This window comes from Paraburkholderia azotifigens (genome assembly GCF_007995085.1).
Taxonomy (GTDB): Bacteria; Pseudomonadota; Gammaproteobacteria; order Burkholderiales; family Burkholderiaceae; genus Paraburkholderia; species Paraburkholderia azotifigens.
In genome coordinates this window covers 699,776-717,001 of record NZ_VOQS01000001.1, presented here as the reverse complement: position 1 = coordinate 717,001, position 17,226 = coordinate 699,776, and the positions used below count along the sequence as shown (strand labels likewise).

11 protein-coding genes are annotated in these 17,226 nt (G+C 64.6%); 8 read left to right on the top strand and 3 right to left on the bottom strand.

Annotated features, from left to right (window positions below):
* Positions 1-150: 150 nt before the first annotated feature.
* Positions 151-1,848 carry a 3-(methylthio)propionyl-CoA ligase gene (locus FRZ40_RS03150; RefSeq protein ID WP_051446291.1) on the bottom strand — a complete coding sequence of 566 codons (1,698 nt, stop codon included), beginning with the start codon at positions 1,846-1,848 and terminating at the stop codon, positions 151-153.
* 185 nt (positions 1,849-2,033) lie between these two features.
* Here FRZ40_RS03150 and FRZ40_RS03145 point away from each other — a divergent pair, with 185 nt between their 5' ends.
* The 4 genes from FRZ40_RS03145 (at position 2,034) to FRZ40_RS03130 (ending at position 5,386) form a co-directional block, all read left to right on the top strand.
* A complete protein-coding gene (locus FRZ40_RS03145; protein WP_477634021.1) occupies positions 2,034-3,551 on the top strand; it encodes a protein adenylyltransferase SelO in 1,518 nt (505 codons plus the stop codon).
* A 198-nt stretch (positions 3,552-3,749) separates the two neighbouring features.
* The gene (locus FRZ40_RS03140; protein ID WP_028365490.1) at positions 3,750-4,280 is read left to right on the top strand and encodes a septation protein A; all 531 of its coding nucleotides are present in this window, start codon (positions 3,750-3,752) and stop codon (positions 4,278-4,280) included.
* A gap of 1 nt (position 4,281) precedes the next feature.
* Positions 4,282-4,596 (top strand): BolA family protein, encoded by a 315-nt coding sequence (locus FRZ40_RS03135; protein ID WP_028365489.1) that lies wholly within the window; start codon positions 4,282-4,284, stop codon positions 4,594-4,596.
* A gap of 10 nt (positions 4,597-4,606) precedes the next feature.
* The gene (locus FRZ40_RS03130) at positions 4,607-5,386 is read left to right on the top strand and encodes a peptidylprolyl isomerase (RefSeq protein ID WP_028365488.1); all 780 of its coding nucleotides are present in this window, start codon (positions 4,607-4,609) and stop codon (positions 5,384-5,386) included.
* 782 nt (positions 5,387-6,168) lie between these two features.
* On the opposite strand, the gene purL is transcribed toward FRZ40_RS03130, so the two are convergent.
* A complete protein-coding gene (purL, locus tag FRZ40_RS03120) occupies positions 6,169-10,248 on the bottom strand; it encodes a phosphoribosylformylglycinamidine synthase (protein ID WP_147233285.1) in 4,080 nt (1,359 codons plus the stop codon).
* A 477-nt stretch (positions 10,249-10,725) separates the two neighbouring features.
* Here purL and FRZ40_RS03115 point away from each other — a divergent pair, with 477 nt between their 5' ends.
* The 3 genes from FRZ40_RS03115 (at position 10,726) to pgi (ending at position 15,619) form a co-directional block, all read left to right on the top strand.
* Positions 10,726-12,027, top strand: a complete 1,302-nt coding sequence (locus FRZ40_RS03115; protein WP_147233284.1) for an FAD-dependent oxidoreductase — start codon at positions 10,726-10,728, stop codon at positions 12,025-12,027.
* Between the two features lie 110 nt (positions 12,028-12,137).
* Positions 12,138-13,730, top strand: coding sequence for an NAD(P)H-hydrate dehydratase (locus FRZ40_RS03110; protein ID WP_147233281.1), 1,593 nt, complete (start codon positions 12,138-12,140; stop codon positions 13,728-13,730).
* A 266-nt stretch (positions 13,731-13,996) separates the two neighbouring features.
* Entirely contained in the window at positions 13,997-15,619 is a 1,623-nt protein-coding gene (gene pgi, locus FRZ40_RS03105; RefSeq protein ID WP_028365483.1) for a glucose-6-phosphate isomerase, read from the top strand.
* Positions 15,620-15,713: 94 nt separating this feature from the next.
* Here pgi and FRZ40_RS03100 read toward each other — a convergent pair whose 3' ends face one another.
* Positions 15,714-16,400 carry an ABC transporter ATP-binding protein gene (locus FRZ40_RS03100; RefSeq protein ID WP_147233279.1) on the bottom strand — a complete coding sequence of 229 codons (687 nt, stop codon included), beginning with the start codon at positions 16,398-16,400 and terminating at the stop codon, positions 15,714-15,716.
* Between FRZ40_RS03100 and FRZ40_RS03095 the strand changes: the two genes are divergently transcribed.
* Complete coding sequence (locus tag FRZ40_RS03095) at positions 16,399-17,133, top strand: arylesterase (protein ID WP_147233277.1); 735 nt, start codon at positions 16,399-16,401, stop codon at positions 17,131-17,133. The two genes, FRZ40_RS03100 and FRZ40_RS03095, sit on opposite strands and share 2 nt — an antisense overlap.
* Positions 17,134-17,226: the final 93 nt, after the last annotated feature.

Genomic DNA, 17,226 nt, shown 5'->3' with positions numbered 1-17,226 from the left:
CGGCCGCGCTTCGTCTGCGCGAGCCGGATGGGAACATGCGGACCATTGTCCGCTGTTTCGCCGTTCGTTTGCGTCAGGAGGCAGAATACACAAAAAAGAACGATCGTTCAATTCAGTTGAAAGACGTTGCGGTGGGCGTAAACCCGAGGTCTACGTACGTCGGGACTTTGCGTTGCCCGTGTGCGCGGCCTCGTCGAACGGACAGTCTTCGATGCCGAGCGCCGACGGCAGCACGTGTGTGCGGAACTGCTCGCGCAGCTTGAGCTTTTGCAGCTTGCCCGTCGCCGTGTGCGGCAGTTCGTCGACGAATACGACGTCGTCGGGAATCCACCATTTGGCGAGCTTGCCTTCGTAGAACGCGAGCAGTTCTTCGCGCGTCACGTCGGCGTCGGGACGCCGGACGACGACGAGCAGCGGCCGCTCCGTCCACTTCGGATGCGCACACGCGATGCATGCCGCTTCCGCGACGGCAGGATGCGCGACCGCGATGTTTTCGACGTCGATCGAACTGATCCACTCGCCGCCCGACTTGATCACGTCCTTGCTGCGGTCGGTGATGTTCAGGAAGCCGTCCTTGTCGATCGTCGCGACGTCGCCCGTCGGGAACCAGCCGTCGACGAGCGGCGACGCGTCACCGCGGAAATACCGGTCGATCACCCATGGCCCGCGCACATGCAGATCGCCGAACGCGACACCGTCCCACGGCAATTCGCGTCCGTCGTCGCCGACGATCTTCATATCGACGCCGTACATCACGTGGCCCTGCTTTTCGCGCAGCTTGTGCTGCTCGTCGGGCGAACGCTGCGACTGCTCCCATGTGAGTTTCGACAGCGTGCCGAGCGGCGACATCTCCGTCATGCCCCACGCGTGGATCACCTCGACGCCGTAGGTTTCGCGGAACATCCTGATCATCGCGGGCGGACAGGCCGACCCGCCGATCACCGTGCGTTGCAGCGACGAAAACTTCACGCCCGCCTCGCGCACATGATTGAGCAGGCCGAGCCACACGGTCGGCACGCCCGCCGAATACGTGACGCGCTCCGCCTCCATCAACTCGTACAGCGACTTGCCGTCGAGATCTTTCCCCGGAAACACGAGCTTCGCGCCCGTCAGCGGCGCCGCGTGCGGAATGCCCCACGCGTTCACATGAAACATCGGCACGACGGGCAGCACGGCATCGCGTGCGGACAGGCCCATCGCATCCGGCAGCGACGCGCCGAACGCATGCAGCACCGTCGATCGGTGCGAATACAGCGCGCCCTTCGGATGGCCCGTCGTACCCGACGTATAGCAAAGGTTGGATGCGCAACGTTCGTCGATGACGGGCCATTCGAACGCGCCGTCGTGCTGCGCGAGCAGCGCTTCGTAACTCGATACGGCCGTCGACATGCGCGGCATGTGCGCTTCGTCCGTCATCGCGATCCAGCCGCGCACGTTCGGGCACTGCGCCGCCAGCACATCGACGAGCGGCGCGAACGTGATGTCGAACAGCACGTAGCGGTCGTCGGCATGATTGACGATGTAGGCGATCTGATCGGGAAAGAGCCGCGGGTTGATCGTGTGGCACACGGCGCCGAAACCCGTCGTGCCGTAGTACGTTTCCAGATGCCGGTAACCGTTCCATGCGAGCGTGCCGATCCGGTCGCCCGCTTCGACGCCGAGCGCGATCAGCGCCTGCGCGAGCTGCTTCGCGCGCCGCTCGCAATCGCGATACGTATAGCGATGCACGTCGCCCTCGATGCGCTTCGATACGATCTCGGTCGTGCCGAAGTGGCGTGACGCATGCGCCAGCAGCGAAGAAACCGTCAGCGGCACGTCCATCATCTGTCCATAGAGCGGCGTCGTCATACGCGGGTGTCTCCCAGTCGTGTTGGTTCTTCTCGTTCGAATGGTTCGAATGGCTCGTTCGATGCGCCCGTCATGCGCGGCGGATGCGCGCCCTGCAGCGCGGCGGGGGCGGAATTACAATATCGGTTAATAATGAGGCGCTCAATATGTCGTTTTCCCCATGCAATGCAGGGTTATCCGGTCCCATGTCGACGGCGGCAGGCGCTATCGACAACCAGCGTGAAGGCAGTTTCGCCGCGCTTGGGAACGTCTTTCTGACACGCCTGCCCGCGGCGCCGTTACCGGCGCCGTATGTTGTCGGCTTCGCGCCGGATGTCGCGTCGATGCTCGGTTTCGATGCCTCGCTCGCAAGCGCGCCGGGCTTCGCCGAGTTCTTCTCCGGCAACACCACACGCGACTGGCCGTCGACGTCGCTGCCGTATGCGTCGGTGTATTCGGGGCATCAGTTCGGCGTGTGGGCGGGCCAGCTCGGCGACGGGCGCGCGCTGACGCTCGGCGAAGTCGAGCACGCCGGCCAGCGCTTCGAGCTGCAGCTCAAAGGCGGCGGACGCACGCCCTACTCGCGCATGGGCGACGGCCGCGCGGTGCTGCGTTCGTCGATCCGCGAATACCTGTGTTCGGAAGCCATGCACCATCTCGGCATTCCGACGACGCGAGCCCTCTGCGTGACCGGCTCCCATCAACCCGTGCGCCGCGAAGAAATGGAAACGGCCGCCGTGGTGACGCGCGTGTCGCCGAGCTTCGTGCGCTTCGGGCACTTCGAGCATTTCTACGCGAACGATCGTGTCGATGCGTTGCGCTCGCTTGCCGATCACGTGATCGGGCGCTTCTATCCGTCGTGCCGTGACGCCGAAGATCCGTATCTCGCGCTGCTGAACGAAGCCGTGCTGTCGACGGCCGATCTGATCGCACAATGGCAGGCCGTCGGCTTCTGCCACGGCGTGATGAACACGGACAACATGTCGATTCTCGGCCTTACGATCGACTACGGTCCGTTCGGCTTCATGGACGGCTTCGACGCGAACCACATCTGCAATCACTCGGATTCGCAAGGACGTTACGCGTACCGGATGCAGCCGCAGATCGCGTACTGGAACCTGTTCTGCCTCGCGCAGGGTCTGCTGCCCCTTTTCGGCGAGCGTTACGGCGAAGCCGAGCGCAGCGAACGCGCGGTGCAGGACGCGCAGCGCGTGCTCGAAGGTTTCAAGGGACGTTTTGCGCCCGCGCTCGAAGCGCGCATGCGTGCGAAGCTCGGCCTCGAAACGGAACGCGAAGGCGACGACGCGCTCGCGAACAAACTGTTCGAGATCATGCACGCGAACCGCGCCGACTTCACGCTGACGTTCCGCAATCTGGCGAAGCTGTCGAAACACGATGCGAGCGGCGATGCGCCCGTGCGCGACCTGTTTCTCGACCGTGCCGCGTTCGACGCGTGGGCGAACGACTACCGCGCGCGTCTGTCGGACGAAACGCGCGACGACGCCGCGCGCGCCGAAGCGATGAACCGCGTGAATCCGAAGTACGTGCTGCGCAATCACCTCGCCGAGTCGGCGATCCGCCTGGCGAAGGAGAAAGATTTCTCGGAAGTCGAGCGGCTCGCGACGGTGCTGCGCCGTCCATTCGACGAACAGCCCGGGTACGAAGCCTATGCGGGCTTGCCGCCTGACTGGGCGTCGTCGCTCGAAGTGAGCTGCTCGTCGTGAACGTGCGGCTGTCCGCGCGAGGTTCGCAGGTTCTCGCGCGGGCTGCCTCGCGCGACTCCGCCTACCCGCCTGCGCTACAATTCGAGCCCAGATAGCATCGCGCGCGGCGTGAGTTTCATGCCGGGTGCGGCACGCCGCGCAACGATCGCAGACGGCACGCACGATGCGCCCAACACTCTCCGGATTCCCAAGCCGACAATGAAATTTCTGTTCGATCTGTTCCCGATCATCCTGTTCTTCGTCGCGTACAAGGTGTGGGGCATTTTCACGGCGACGGCCGTCGCGATCGCCGCCACGCTCGTTCAGATCGCGTGGGTCGCCTTCCGGCACCGCAAGGTCGACCCGATGCTGTGGGTGAGCCTCGGCGTCGTCACCGTGTTCGGCGGCGCGACGCTCGTGCTGCACAACGACACCTTCATCAAATGGAAGCCGACCGTGCTGTACTGGGCGTTTTCCGTCGTGCTGGTGGTCTCGGCGCTCGCGTTCAACAAGAACCTGATCGAAGCGATGATGGGCAAGCAGATCCAGCTGCCGCACCGCATCTGGGGCCAGCTGAACTACGTGTGGGCCGTGTTTTTCGTGCTGCTCGGCATACTCAATCTGTTTGTCGCGTATAACTTTTCGACGGATGCGTGGGTCAATTTCAAGCTGTTCGGCGCGACGGGCTGCCTCGTGGTGTTTATCGTCGGACAGAGTTTGTGGCTGTCGAAGTACATGAAGGAAGAGTGACATGAGCGACGACGTTTTCCTTCACGCGAGTCCCGCCGAGCGCATCGCGCTGATCGAGGCGCGCATCACGGCGGCGCTCGCGCCCGTCGATTCGATTACGGTGCGCGACGACAGCGCGTTGCATGCGGGCCATGCGGGCGCCTCGGCGGGCGGCCACTACGCGGTGACGATCGTGGCGGGCGCCTTTGCCGGCAAGGCCCGCGTGGCGCGGCACCGCATGGTGTATGATGCGCTGGCCGATGCCATGCAGCGCGGCATTCACGCTCTCGCCATCACGGCTTACACGCCAGAAGAATTCAATTTGCTGTCCCGTTAGGAAACTTCCGATGACCTTGAAAAACACCCGCTACTGGGTTTTGCTGGCTGCATTCGCGGCCGCGCCTGCTTTTGCACAGAACATCGCCGTCGTGAACGGCTCGCCGATTCCGAAGTCGCGCGCCGATGCGCTGGTTGCGCAACTTGTGCAACAGGGTCAACAGGATTCGCCGAAGCTGCAACAGGCCGTACGCGAAGAGCTCGTGAACCGCGAAATCCTGATGCAGGAAGCGATCCGCGAAGGCATCCCCTCGAAGCCGGACGTCAAGGCGCAGGTCGCCGTCGCGCAGCAGACGGTTGTATTGCGCGCGCTGATCGAGAATTACCTGAAGAAGAACCAGCCGTCGGATGCCGAAGTGAAGGCGAAGTATGACGAGCTGGTGAAGCAGATTGGCGGCAAGGAATATCACCTGCACCACATCCTCGTTGACAACGAGCAGCAGGCGAAAGATCTGATCGCGAAGATCAAGGGCGGCGCGAGCTTCGAGGATCTCGCGAAGCAGTTCTCAAAGGATCCGGGCTCGGGCAAGAACGGTGGCGATCTCGACTGGTCGGACCCGAAGGCTTACGTGCCTGAGTTCGCAACTGCCGCCGAGAAGCTGCAGAAAGGCCAGATGACGGATGAGCCCGTGCATACGCAGTTTGGCTGGCACATCATTCGCGTCGATGATGTTCGGCAGACACCGCCGCCGCCTTTTGAGCAGGTGAAGGCGCAGATTGCGCAGCAGATGCAGCAGGAGAAGCTGCAGGCGTTTGAGGAAGACCTGCGGTCTAAGGCTAAAGTCCAGTAACTTCTTCGAAGTTGGATTGAAGGAGGCCGCCTTCGGGCGGCTTTTTTGTTTTTTGCTTTTGGTTTTGCCTTCGCGGGGCGCTTGGTTTTTTTGCTGGCATCCGCGATTTCGTAGCGGTGCTGCTTGCGTTGCCCGTGTGCGGGGCGGCACTTACTTTCTTTGCCGCCGCAAAGAAAGTAAGCAAAGAAAGCGGGCTAACACCGCGAATGCTAGTCATTGCCTGCGGGCCCCCAGCGGGTCCCGCACTCCAGACGGCAACGCGCGGTGTCACGCGCGTTGCCAGCTTGCTAGCTCACGCCTCACCCGCTTCACACTCGCGCGTCGGGAATTGCGTTACCAGAAGTCCACGGCCGCCCAGGTGGCAAACGGTGTGTAGGCAGTCTCGACGTAAGTGCACCACTCCGGACTGAAAAGCGGGATCGGTGTCGTAGAAGCGCGAACGCGTAAGGTGCGACAGCCTACACACCGTTTGCCACCTGGGCGGCGCAGACGATTCGCTGCCGCAGGCTACGCTACGGGTGACTGGAGTGGGTGATGCGCCTGTTAGAGGCGCTGGCAACACGCGTGGAAAACTGCGTTGCCGTGTGGAGTGCGGGACCCGTAGGGGGCCCGCAGGCAACAACCAGAACTGGCGGGGTGAGCGGCTTTCTTTTGCCTACTTTTCTTTGCCGCTGCAAAGAAAAGTAGGTGCCGCCCCGCGCAGGGGCGACGCATGCAGCACGAAGCCACCACGCGGACGCCAGCGATAAAAAAACCGCCCGCGCCGCGCAGGCCGCGAAACGTTACCCAAGAAACTTCCGGGCATTCTGAAACACCCGCATCCACGGACTGCCGTCCGTCGCGCTTTCCTTCCAGGCCTGCGGATGCCAGCTCATCTGCACATTGCGATGCACGCGCTCGGTATGCGGCATGAGCACCGTAAACCGGCCATCCGGCGTCGTGACAGACGTGATACCCGCCGGCGAGCCGTTCGGATTGAACGGATACTGCTCCGTGGGCTGCCCACGATGATCCACATACCGCATCGCGACGGCGACACGCGCCGCATCGCCCTGCTGCGAAAAGTCTGCAAAACCCTCACCGTGCGCAACGGCAACAGGAATCCGCGAGCCTTCCATGCCTGCAAAGAAGATCGACGGCGACGGCTGCACTTCGACCAGCGAGAAACGCGCTTCGAATTTCTCCGACTTGTTGCGCGTGAATTTCGGCCATGCGTCCGCGCCCGGAATCATCGACGCGAGGCTGCTCATCATCTGACAGCCGTTGCAGATGCCGAGTGCGAACGTGTCGTTACGTCCGAAGAACGCCGCGAACATGTCGGCGAGTTTCGCATTGAAGCGGATCGTCTTCGCCCAGCCCTCGCCTGCACCCAGCACGTCGCCATACGAGAAGCCGCCGCACGCCACAGCGCCCGCAAAATCGGCGAGCGTCGCGCGGCCCGACAGCAGGTCGCTCATGTGAACGTCGTGCGCATCGAAGCCCGCGCGGTCGAATGCATAAGCTGTTTCGAGGTGCGAGTTCACGCCCTGCTCGCGCAGGATCGCGACGCGCGGACGCGCGCCCTTGCCGATGAACGGCGCCGCAACGTCTTCCACGGGATCGAACGACAGATGCGGCTGGATGCCAGGATCGCCCGCGTCGAGCAGCGTGTCGAATTCCGCGTCGGCGCACGCCGGGTTGTCGCGCAGACGCGCGATACGCCAGCTCACCTCGCTCCACGTACGATGCAGTTCGGCACGCGGCGCGTCGAAAATCTTCTTCGCGTCGCGATAGATTTCGAGCATGTCGCGGTCGTTCGTCTTGCCGATCACATGCGAGCATGCCGACAGGCCATGCTCGCGCAACGCCGCAAGCACGGCGTCGCGGTCGGCGGCACGCACCTGCACCACGGCCCCGAGTTCTTCGTTGAAGAGCGCGCGGATCGTGCGGTCTTCGCGACGGCCGCTCGTCTGCTTCGCCCAATCCTTCGCGTCGCCGTAATCGGATTCGTGGTCGGGATCGAGCGTCAGCATGTCGACGTTCAGCGACACGCCCACGTGACCCGCAAACGCCATTTCACAGACGGTCGCCCACAACCCGCCGTCCGAGCGATCGTGGTACGCCAGCAGCTTGCCGTCCGCATTGAGCGCCTGGATCGCCGTGAAGAAGCGCTTCAGGTCTTCGGGATCGTCGACGTCCGGCACCGTGTCACCCACCTGCTGCGTCACTTGCGCCAGAATGCTGCCGCCCAGGCGCTGCTTGCCGCGGCCGAGGTCGATCGCGATCAGCACGGTTTCGCCCGCTTCCTTCGCGCTCAACAGTTGCGGCGTCAGATGACGGCGCACGTCCTCGACGGGCGCGAACGCCGAAATGATCAGCGACACAGGCGCGACCACTTCCTTCTCGACGCTGCCGTCCGCCCATTTCGTGCGCATCGACAGCGAATCCTTGCCGACGGGAATACCGATGCCGAGCGCCGGGCACAGTTCCATGCCGATCGCCTTCACCGTGTCGTACAGCGCCGCGTCTTCGCCCGGGCTGCCGCACGCGGCCATCCAGTTGGCCGACAGCTTCAGTTTGTCGAGCGACGCGATGGGCGCCGACGCGATGTTCGTCACGGCTTCGCCGACGGCCATGCGGCCCGATGCCGGCGCGTCGATCACTGCGAGCGGCGTACGCTCGGCCATCGTCATTGCCTCGCCGCGGAAGCCCGCGTAATCGACCGTCGTGATAGCGCAATCGGCGACGGGCACCTGCCACGGGCCGACCATCTGGTCACGCGCCGTCGTGCCGCCCACCGAGCGGTCGCCGATCGTGATCAGGAACGACTTGCTCGCGACCGTCGGGTGACGCAGTACGTTGACGGCCGCCTCATGCAGCGCGATGTGCGTGACGTCGACGGGTTGCAGCGGCGTCGACGCGCGCTTCACGTCGCGGTGCATGCGCGGCGGCTTGCCGAGCAGCACGTCCATCGGCATGTCGACGGGCTGATGCGCGTCGTCGGCCGGGATGTCAGCGTCGATCAGTTTCAGCTGACGTTCGGCCGTCGCCGTGCCGACCACCGCGAACGGGCAACGCTCGCGATCGCAGATCGCCGCGAATTCTTCGAGCCGCGACGGCGGAATGGCCAGCACATAACGCTCTTGCGCTTCGTTCGACCAGATTTCGCGCGGCGACAGGCCGCTTTCTTCGAGCTGCACCTTGCGCAGTTCGAACAGCGCGCCCTTGTCCGCGCCATCGACGAGTTCGGGGAACGCGTTCGACAGGCCGCCCGCGCCCACGTCGTGAATGCTCAGGATGGGATTGCCTTCGCCCAGCTGCCAGCATGAGTTGATCACTTCCTGCGCGCGCCGCTCGATTTCCGGATTGCCGCGCTGGACGGAATCGAAGTCGAGTTCGGCCGTGTTGGTGCCCGTCGCCATCGAGCTTGCCGCGCCGCCGCCCATGCCGATGCGCATGCCGGGACCGCCGATCTGGATCAGCAGCGAGCCGGCGGGCAGATCGTGCTTGTGCGTGTGCTGGTCGGACACGTTGCCCAGACCGCCCGCGATCATGATCGGTTTGTGATAGCCGCGCACGCGGCCCGCGACGTTCTGCTCGTAAGTGCGGAAGTAGCCGCCGAGGTTCGGCCGGCCGAATTCGTTGTTGAACGCGGCGCCGCCGAGCGGCCCGTCGATCATGATCTGCAGCGGCGACGCGATACGGTCGGGACGGCCGTACGTGTCGAACTGATCGGCGGCATTGCGATGGCCGACGGGCTGATTCGCGTCGCGCGCGTTTTCCCACGGCTCGCGCGCGTCCGGGAGTTCGAGATTCGACACGGTGAAGCCCGTGAGACCCGCCTTGGGGCGCGCGCCGCGGCCCGTCGCGCCTTCGTCGCGGATTTCGCCGCCCGCGCCCGTCGCGGCGCCCGGGAACGGCGAAATCGCCGTCGGGTGGTTATGCGTCTCCACCTTCATCAGCGTATGCGTCAGCTCGGTGTGACGGCCGTAGCGCTCTCCCGGCTCGCCCGCGTTCGCCGGCTTGCGCGGGAACCAGCGCTCGGCCATGCCGCCCTGCATGATCGACGAGTTGTCCGAGTACGCGACGATCGTGCCCTGCGGATTGAGCTTTTCTGTGTTGCGGATCATGTTGAACAGCGACATGTCCTGCGCTTCGCCGTCGATCGTCCAGCTCGCGTTGAAAATCTTGTGGCGGCAGTGCTCGCTGTTGGCCTGCGCGAACATCATCAGTTCGACGTCGGTCGGGTTGCGGCCGAGCTTCGTGAACGCGTCGACCAGGTAGTCGATTTCGTCTTCGGCGAGCGCGAGACCCAGCTCCGCATTCGCCTTCTCCAGCGCCTTGCGGCCGTCCGTCAGCACGCCGACGGTTTGCAGCGGCTTCGCGGGCAGTTCGTCGAACAGGTGCATTGCGTGATCGCGCGACGGCGCGACGCTTTCCGTCATCCGGTCATGCAGCGCGGCGGCGACGGCGGCACGCGCCTCGTCCGACAATGCCTTCTTGCCGCCGAGCAGTCCGCCCTTCAGCACAACCGTGTACTCGACGCCGCGCTCGATGCGGCGCACGTGCGTCAGGCCGCAATGGAGGGCGATGTCCGTGGCCTTGCTCGCCCACGGCGAGACCGTGCCGAAGCGCGGCACGACGAGGAAGGTTTCGACGGTGCCCTTGTCCTTGCCCGCGTCGAACGGATCGCCGTAGTGCATCAGCGCTTCGATCTTCGCGCTGTCTTCCGTGGAAAGCGGCGTCTGCGAGTTCACGAAGTGCAGATACTGGCCGCGCACGCCGACGATGCTGGCGTCGATGCGCGACAGCGTATCGAGCAGGCGGGTTTGACGGAAATCGGAAAGGGCCGAAGCGCCGGGGAAACACGAGAAGTGGGCCATGAACTTGACGTTGCGTCGATCGGTTGCGTCGCTGGGTGCCGCGCGCGATTGCTTCTGCAACTTGAGCAACCGCTCGGACAGTCGCGCGTGGGGGCGACGTGAGGCGTAAGGAAGTCCAAGATTATAACCCGGGAAGGCACGGCAGACCTGGGCTGCATCCCCGCCTGACGCGTCTTTTGCGCCTGCGGACAGCGTCTGTACGTGTGTCCGCGCTTTCCCGCACCATTTTGAGACGCGGTTTTGGCCAGATGTGCCAGGCCGATCGCACGCCGATCGCACGCTTTACGCGCGTCGAAACCGGCACGCATACGGGCACGAGACGATTCTTCCCGGACCGAACGGCAGCCTGCCGGGCGGGCCGTTTGACTGCTATCATTCCGCCTTTCATCAGATCGGCGCAGCATCTGCTGTCGCGCTGCGCCGCATGTCACGAAATACGCCTGGCCCCACGCGTGCCGCCGGCAATACGAATTAATCATGGATGTCATCGTCATTGGCGGCGGGATCGTCGGCGTCGCCACCGCCTATCAGCTTCGCGCGGCCGGTCACCGGGTGTGTGTCGTCGAACGGCACGCCACCGTCGCGCAAGGCGCCACCTACGGACATGGCGGCACCCTGCTGCCGACGCCGCTCGATGTCTGGTTCGGACCGACCTTCATGCAGCATCGCCAGGCGGCAAAGAACGGCGTCATCAAGAAGACGGGCTTCAATGGGCCGGTGCGCGATTTCATCCGCAAGCTGTCAGTGCTCGCCGAACCCGAAGCCTTCAAGAAGCAATATGCGCTGCTGCGTCCGCTGATCGAATCGGCGCGCGAGTCGCTTGCCGACATCGAGCATCACATCAATCTGGAATTCGAGCAGACGAAGGGCCAGCTGTATCTGGTGCGCGGTCCGCAGGATTGGGAACACACGCAGCCGGCGCTCGACCTGCTGCGGCAGTTCGAGGTGCCGCACCATGTGCTGAGTCCGCAGGAATGCCAGACCATCGAGCATTCGGTCCCGCTCGAACCGCATTTCGCGGGCGGCGTGCTGTTCGACGACGAAGGCACGGCGAACTGTCCGCTGTTCGCGAAGTTGATCAAGCAGACGCTCGATTCGCAAGGCGGCGTGCAGTTCCAGTGCGGGCGCGAAGTGACGGGCATCCGTCTCGACAACCAGCGTGCCGCCGTCGAGCTGGCGCCCGCGAACGGCGAATCCTCGCGCTCGCGCGATGTCGATGTGATCAGCGCGGATGCCGTGGTCGTCGCGGCGGGCGTCGGGAGCCTCGCGTTGCTGGAAAAGCTCGGGCTGAACCTGCCGCTGCATCCGCTGCGGCTGCACAACCTCGTCGCGCCCGTCGCGCGCGAGGAATTCGCACCGCACACGACGGTGATCGATGCCGTCAAGCGCATCACGATCACGCGCAGCAATCACCGGCTGCGCATCGCGGGCGGTGCGGTGCTGCAAAGCGCGAGCCAGACGCGGCAGCCATTGCCTGAAGCGCTCACGAAGGAAGCGCTCGCGCTGCTCAGCCAGGCGACGCACGACTGGGTGCCGGGCGCCGCTCGCATCTCGGCGGCGCTGCCGTGGGAAGGCGTGAAGCTGCTGTCGCCCGACGGCCTGCCCGTGACGGGCAACGCGCTGCATCCGCGGCTCTATGTGAACGCGGCGCACGGTCCCGTCGGCTGGGGCCTTGCCTGCGGGTCGGGCAAGCTGATCGCGAGCCTCGTATCCGGCGCGCCGCCCGAACTGCCGTCCGACACGATCGCGGCGCTTCGCCCCGAACGCTTCAACGCCTGAACGCAATAACCGGCATGGGACGGTCATTCGTCCTATGCCGCTGGACGGACTGGCACCGGCACGGGCAATGCAACTACCATGGGCATACCCTGTTGCTCTCGTACGCTGCCATGACCGATGCCCCGCTCCCACTTCCCTCGCTGCCGCCTGCACAAGCCATTCTCATTAACCCGCACGACCGGCCGTTCACGCTGCTGAGCGTCGCCGAATTACGCGCGCTCGAAAAAAATGCCGAAGGGGCGCTGCCTGCCCACACCCTGATGGAACGCGCCGGGCATGCAGGCGCGCGCTTCCTGCTCGAACACATCGCGCACGACGGTTCGGCGGATCCTTATCAACCCGTCTGGCTCGTTGCCGGACCCGGCAACAATGGCGGCGACGCGCTCGTCGTCGCGGCGGAGCTTCGCCGTGCGGGGGTCGCCGTCGAAGTCTGCATGCCCGTGGAGGTGAAGCCCGCCGATGCCCGTTGGGCGCTCGCCGAAGCGCGTGCCGCCGGCGTGCCGATTTCGAACGTCGTGCCCGAGTACCTGGACAGTTATGGCTGGGTGGTCGACGGCATGTTCGGCATCGGGCTCGCGCGTCCGCTGGAAGGCGTGTTCGCGTCTATCGCCGCAAAGCTGTCGGCGCGCGCCATGAAGCGTGGACGCGTGCTCGCGCTCGACGTGCCAAGCGGGCTGGACAGCGACACGGGCAACGTCGTGGAGGGCGGCGTTGCCGTGCGCGCGACGAACACCGTCACCTTTATCGGCGCAAAACCAGGGCTATACATGGCCTCGGGGCGCGATCTGGCAGGTGAAGTGACGGTTGCGCCGATCGGCGTCGAAGGACCGCGCCAGCCGATGGTCCGGTTGAACGGTCCCGCCCTGTTCGTCCCGTGTTTCCCGCCGCGCGACTACGCGACGCACAAAGGCACGTTCGGCAGCATGGCCGTCGTGGGCGGCGACACGGGCATGTGCGGCGCGCCCATTCTTGCGGCGCGCGCTGCCTTATATGCGGGCGCGGGCAAGGTCCACGTCGCGTTCCTCGGCGCGGGCAGCCCGCCGTACGATCCGCCGCACCCCGAACTGATGCTCCATCCGCTCGACGAACTGCCGCTCGCCACGATGGACGCGTTGTCCATCGGCTGCGGCATGGGCAAGCGCGAGCGCGCCGTCGGGGTATTGCGCGACGTGCTGCCGCTAAATGTGCCGAAATTGCTGGATGCCGACGCGCTGAATCTCGTCGCCGACCACGCCGAACTCGCCGAAGCCGTGAAGCAGCGCGGCGAGACTGCGAACGACCCGTGCGTGCTGACGCCTCATCCGCTCGAAGCAGCACGCCTGCTCGGCACGGATGCGAAAAACGTGCAGCGCGACCGGCTGTCGGCAGCGCGCGAGCTTGCGGCGCGTTATGCGTGCGTTGCCGTGCTGAAAGGGACGGGCACCGTGATCGCGGCTCCCGACGGACGCGTCGCCGTCAATCCGACGGGCAATGCGGCACTCGCGACGGGGGGCACGGGTGACGTGCTCGGCGGCCTGATCGGCGCATTTCTTGGCCAGGGGCTGCCGCGCTATGAGGCGGCGCTTGCGGGGGTGTTCCTGCACGGTCTCGCGGCGGACATGCTCACCGCGCGTGGCAAAGGGCCCGCGGGCCTGACGGCGGGCGAACTCGCGCCGATGGTGCGCAAGCTGGTGAATCGGCTGGTCTATCCAGCGCGGGAGTGAAGGCCGATCGTGCTGCGCCGGGCGTCCCGCTATCTGGCGGTCGGGCTCATCTATCCCGGGTGTCATCGCGGCCCGTTATACTGATTGACTGCGTCGTGCGGCCGTCCAACGGCCGCGACGCCAACTGCAGGCGCCCGCTGACCGGGCACGCGACACGCCGCCGCGCATCCGGCGACCGGACCGCTCAGCCAACTGCGCGTCTGCAGATCACCCCCGGCACGCCCGACGCGGCCGGCCATTCGTTTTCCTTCGTTAGACGGACGGTTATGACTCTCAACTCGCTCCCCGCCTGGAACTCGCTGCAGACACACTACGGACAGATTCGCGATGCGCGACTGCGCGACTGGTTTGCACCCGAGAACGATCCCGCGCCGACGCGCGCTGAACGCTTCACCCTCGCCGGCGGCGGTCTCGCAGCCGATTTTTCGAAGAACCGCATCACCGACGAAACCCTGAATCTCCTCGTGCAACTCGCGCGTGAAGCGCAGGTCGAGAAGCGCCGTGACGCAATGTTCGCAGGCGACACCGTCAATCCGACGGAAGGCCGCGCGGTGCTGCACACGGCGCTGCGCGCGAGTAACCCAACAGCGCCCTTCTACGGCAAGATCCAGGCCGAGCGCGCAAAGATGGCGGCATTCGCGGACAAGGTGCGCAGCGGCGAATGGACGGGCTACACGGGCAAGCGCATTCGTCATGTCGTGAACATCGGCATCGGCGGATCGGACCTCGGCCCGAAGATGGTCGTGCACGCGCTGCAGCACCTCGCCACACCCGATATCTCCACGCACTTCGTCTCGAACGTCGACGGCGCGGACCTGTACCGCGTGCTGCAGCAGATCGATCCCGAGGAGACGCTCGCCATCATCGTCTCCAAGACGTTCACGACGCTCGAAACGATGACCAACGCGAACTCGCTGCGCGACTGGTTCCTCGAGAAAGGCTGTCCGGCGGGCGAGCTGGCGAAACACTTTGTCGGTGTTTCGGCGAATCCCACGGAAGTCGTCAAGTTCGGCATCGCGCAGGAGAACGTCTTCGAGATGTGGGACTGGGTTGGCGGGCGTTACTCGCTCTGGTCGGCCGTCGGGTTGTCGATCATGATCGCCATCGGTCCGAAGCAGTTCGACGAACTCCTCGCGGGCGCGAACGAGATGGACGAACATTTCCGCAGCGCGCCGCTGGAACGCAATCTGCCCGTGCTGATGGGCATGATCGGCATCTGGTATCGCAACTTCTTCGGCTCGCAAAGCTATCTGGTCGCGCCGTATTCCGAAGCGCTGCATTACCTGCCGTCGTACCTGCAACAGCTGGAGATGGAGAGCAACGGCAAGCAGGCGTGCCTCGATGGATCGTTTGTCACGTACGATACGTCGGCCGTCACGTGGGGCGAGCCGGGCACGAACGGCCAGCACGCGTTCTTCCAGATGCTGCACCAGGGGCCAACCATCGTCCCGATCGATTTCGTCGCCGTGCTCACACCCGAGCATCCCCTCGTGTCGCATCATCCGAAGCTGCTGGCGAACTGCTTCGCGCAGAGCGAAGCGCTGATGCTCGGCCGTACGCGCGAAGAGGCAGAAAAGGTGGCAGGGCCGAACAAGCCTGACCTCGTACCGCACATCATGTTCCCCGGCAACCGTCCGACGACGACGCTGCTCGTCGATGCCCTCACCGCCCGCTCGCTGGGCGCGCTGATCGCACTGTACGAACACAAGGTGCTCGTGCAAGGCACGGTCTGGAACATCAACTCGTTCGACCAATGGGGCGTCGAGTTGGGCAAGATTCTGGGCAAGGTCGTCGAAGCGGATCTCACGGCGGCCAGCGTCGATGAGAAGAAGCACGACTCGTCCACGTCGGCACTGATCGCTCGGGCACGTACCGCCTTGAAACGCTGATCCGAGACCCGGCACATTGCCGCGGATTCAGACGTTTGAAAACCAACGGGCCTTCTTCACGAAGGCCCGTTCTTTCTGCACTTGCCACGCGTGTTCAGATGAGGCGCCCTGCTTCGATCGTCACAGTCGTATCGCAGCGGCGCGCCAGTTCGACATCATGGGTGACCAGCACGAGGGTCGCTCCGTTTGCCCGATTCATCTCGAACATCAGATCGATGACGGCGTGACCCGTCGCCGCGTCGAGACTGCCCGTCGGTTCATCGGCGAAAAGAATCGCGGGATGCGTTGCGAACGCGCGCGCCAGCGCCACGCGCTGCTGTTCGCCGCCCGACAGCAGCTTCGGATAGTGCCGCATGCGCTCGCCGAGGCCGACTTGCGTGAGCAGCGTCCGCGCACGCGCGTGGACATCGCGCGCGGGCAGCCCGCCTTGCAGTTCGAGCGGAAGCGTCACGTTCTCGAACGCCGTCAGATGTGGCATCAACTGGAAGGACTGAAACACAAACCCGACGGAACCATTGCGCAGCGCGGCGCGGCCGTCCTCGTCGAGTTCCGTCAGCTCGCGGCCGAGCAGACGAACCGACCCTGATGTCGCGCTGTCCAACCCGGCAAGCAGCCCAAGCAGCGTAGACTTGCCCGAGCCCGATGCGCCCACGATGGCAACACGACTGCCCGGTTGAATCGACAGGTCGATGTTGTCGAGGATCGTCAGCTCACCCGTCGCATCCTTAACCCTCTTGCACAAACCCCGCACTTCGATGACTGGATCAGTTTTCTTTTGCATGGTGAAGCGTAGGTTGAAAGTGCGCGCCGTTGCGTCCCTCGCGGCGCTGACCGCAGCGTGTTTCCCCATCGTATTCGCCGCGACTTTTTCGATGCCCGCTCATGCGGCCAACAACTCGAACGCGGCCGCAGCGGCAAACGCGACCGCGGCGGGCAGCAACGCGCGACAGTCGAAGCCGACCATCGTCGTACTCGGCGACAGCCTGTCCGCCGAATACGGCTTGCCTCGCGACACGGGCTGGGTTTCTCTGATGCGTCAGCGGCTCTCGAGTGCTCAGATCGATTATAACGTCGCCAATGCGAGCATCAGCGGCGACACCACGAGCGGCGGGCTCGCCCGTCTGCCCGCGCTGATGCAGCGGCTCAAGCCCGCCGTCGTCATCGTGGAACTCGGCGCCAACGACGCGTTACGCGGCGTCCCGCTCAGCACGACGGAAGACAATCTGCGCACGATCGTCGAACAGGCCCAGCAAGGTCACGCGAAGGTGCTGCTCGTCGGCATGTACGTGCCGCCTAACTACGGACCCGATTACACGCAGAAGTTCCACGAACTCTACGGACAACTGTCCAAGCAGCTACGTGTGCCACTCGTCCCATTCCTTCTCGCCGGAATCGAAAACAAGCCGGATATGTTCCAGTCGGATCAGATTCATCCGACACAACGGGCACAACCCCTGCTACTGGACAACGTGTGGCCAGCGCTGAAGCCACTGCTTCGCAGTTCGTCTCAATGAACGCACCTCGTCAGTACCAGGGTGCGCTAACAACCTGTTTCCGATTAGCAGGGAACGTCACCAGGTACGGTCGATCAGACAGACTCGCCTGAA

Excerpts from the sequence above, each read along its gene's own strand:
- FRZ40_RS03150 (WP_051446291.1), bottom strand. The coding sequence starts at position 1,848 with ATGACGACGCCGCTCTATGGACAGATGATGGACGTGCCGCTGACGGTT.
- FRZ40_RS03145 (WP_477634021.1), top strand. The coding sequence starts at position 2,034 with ATGTCGACGGCGGCAGGCGCTATCGACAACCAGCGTGAAGGCAGTTTC.
- FRZ40_RS03140 (WP_028365490.1), top strand. The coding sequence starts at position 3,750 with ATGAAATTTCTGTTCGATCTGTTCCCGATCATCCTGTTCTTCGTCGCG.
- FRZ40_RS03135 (WP_028365489.1), top strand. The coding sequence starts at position 4,282 with ATGAGCGACGACGTTTTCCTTCACGCGAGTCCCGCCGAGCGCATCGCG.
- FRZ40_RS03130 (WP_028365488.1), top strand. The coding sequence starts at position 4,607 with ATGACCTTGAAAAACACCCGCTACTGGGTTTTGCTGGCTGCATTCGCG.
- purL (WP_147233285.1), bottom strand. The coding sequence starts at position 10,248 with ATGGCCCACTTCTCGTGTTTCCCCGGCGCTTCGGCCCTTTCCGATTTC.
- FRZ40_RS03115 (WP_147233284.1), top strand. The coding sequence starts at position 10,726 with ATGGATGTCATCGTCATTGGCGGCGGGATCGTCGGCGTCGCCACCGCC.
- FRZ40_RS03110 (WP_147233281.1), top strand. The coding sequence starts at position 12,138 with ATGACCGATGCCCCGCTCCCACTTCCCTCGCTGCCGCCTGCACAAGCC.
- pgi (WP_028365483.1), top strand. The coding sequence starts at position 13,997 with ATGACTCTCAACTCGCTCCCCGCCTGGAACTCGCTGCAGACACACTAC.
- FRZ40_RS03095 (WP_147233277.1), top strand. The coding sequence starts at position 16,399 with ATGGTGAAGCGTAGGTTGAAAGTGCGCGCCGTTGCGTCCCTCGCGGCG.
- FRZ40_RS03100 (WP_147233279.1), bottom strand. The coding sequence starts at position 16,400 with ATGCAAAAGAAAACTGATCCAGTCATCGAAGTGCGGGGTTTGTGCAAG.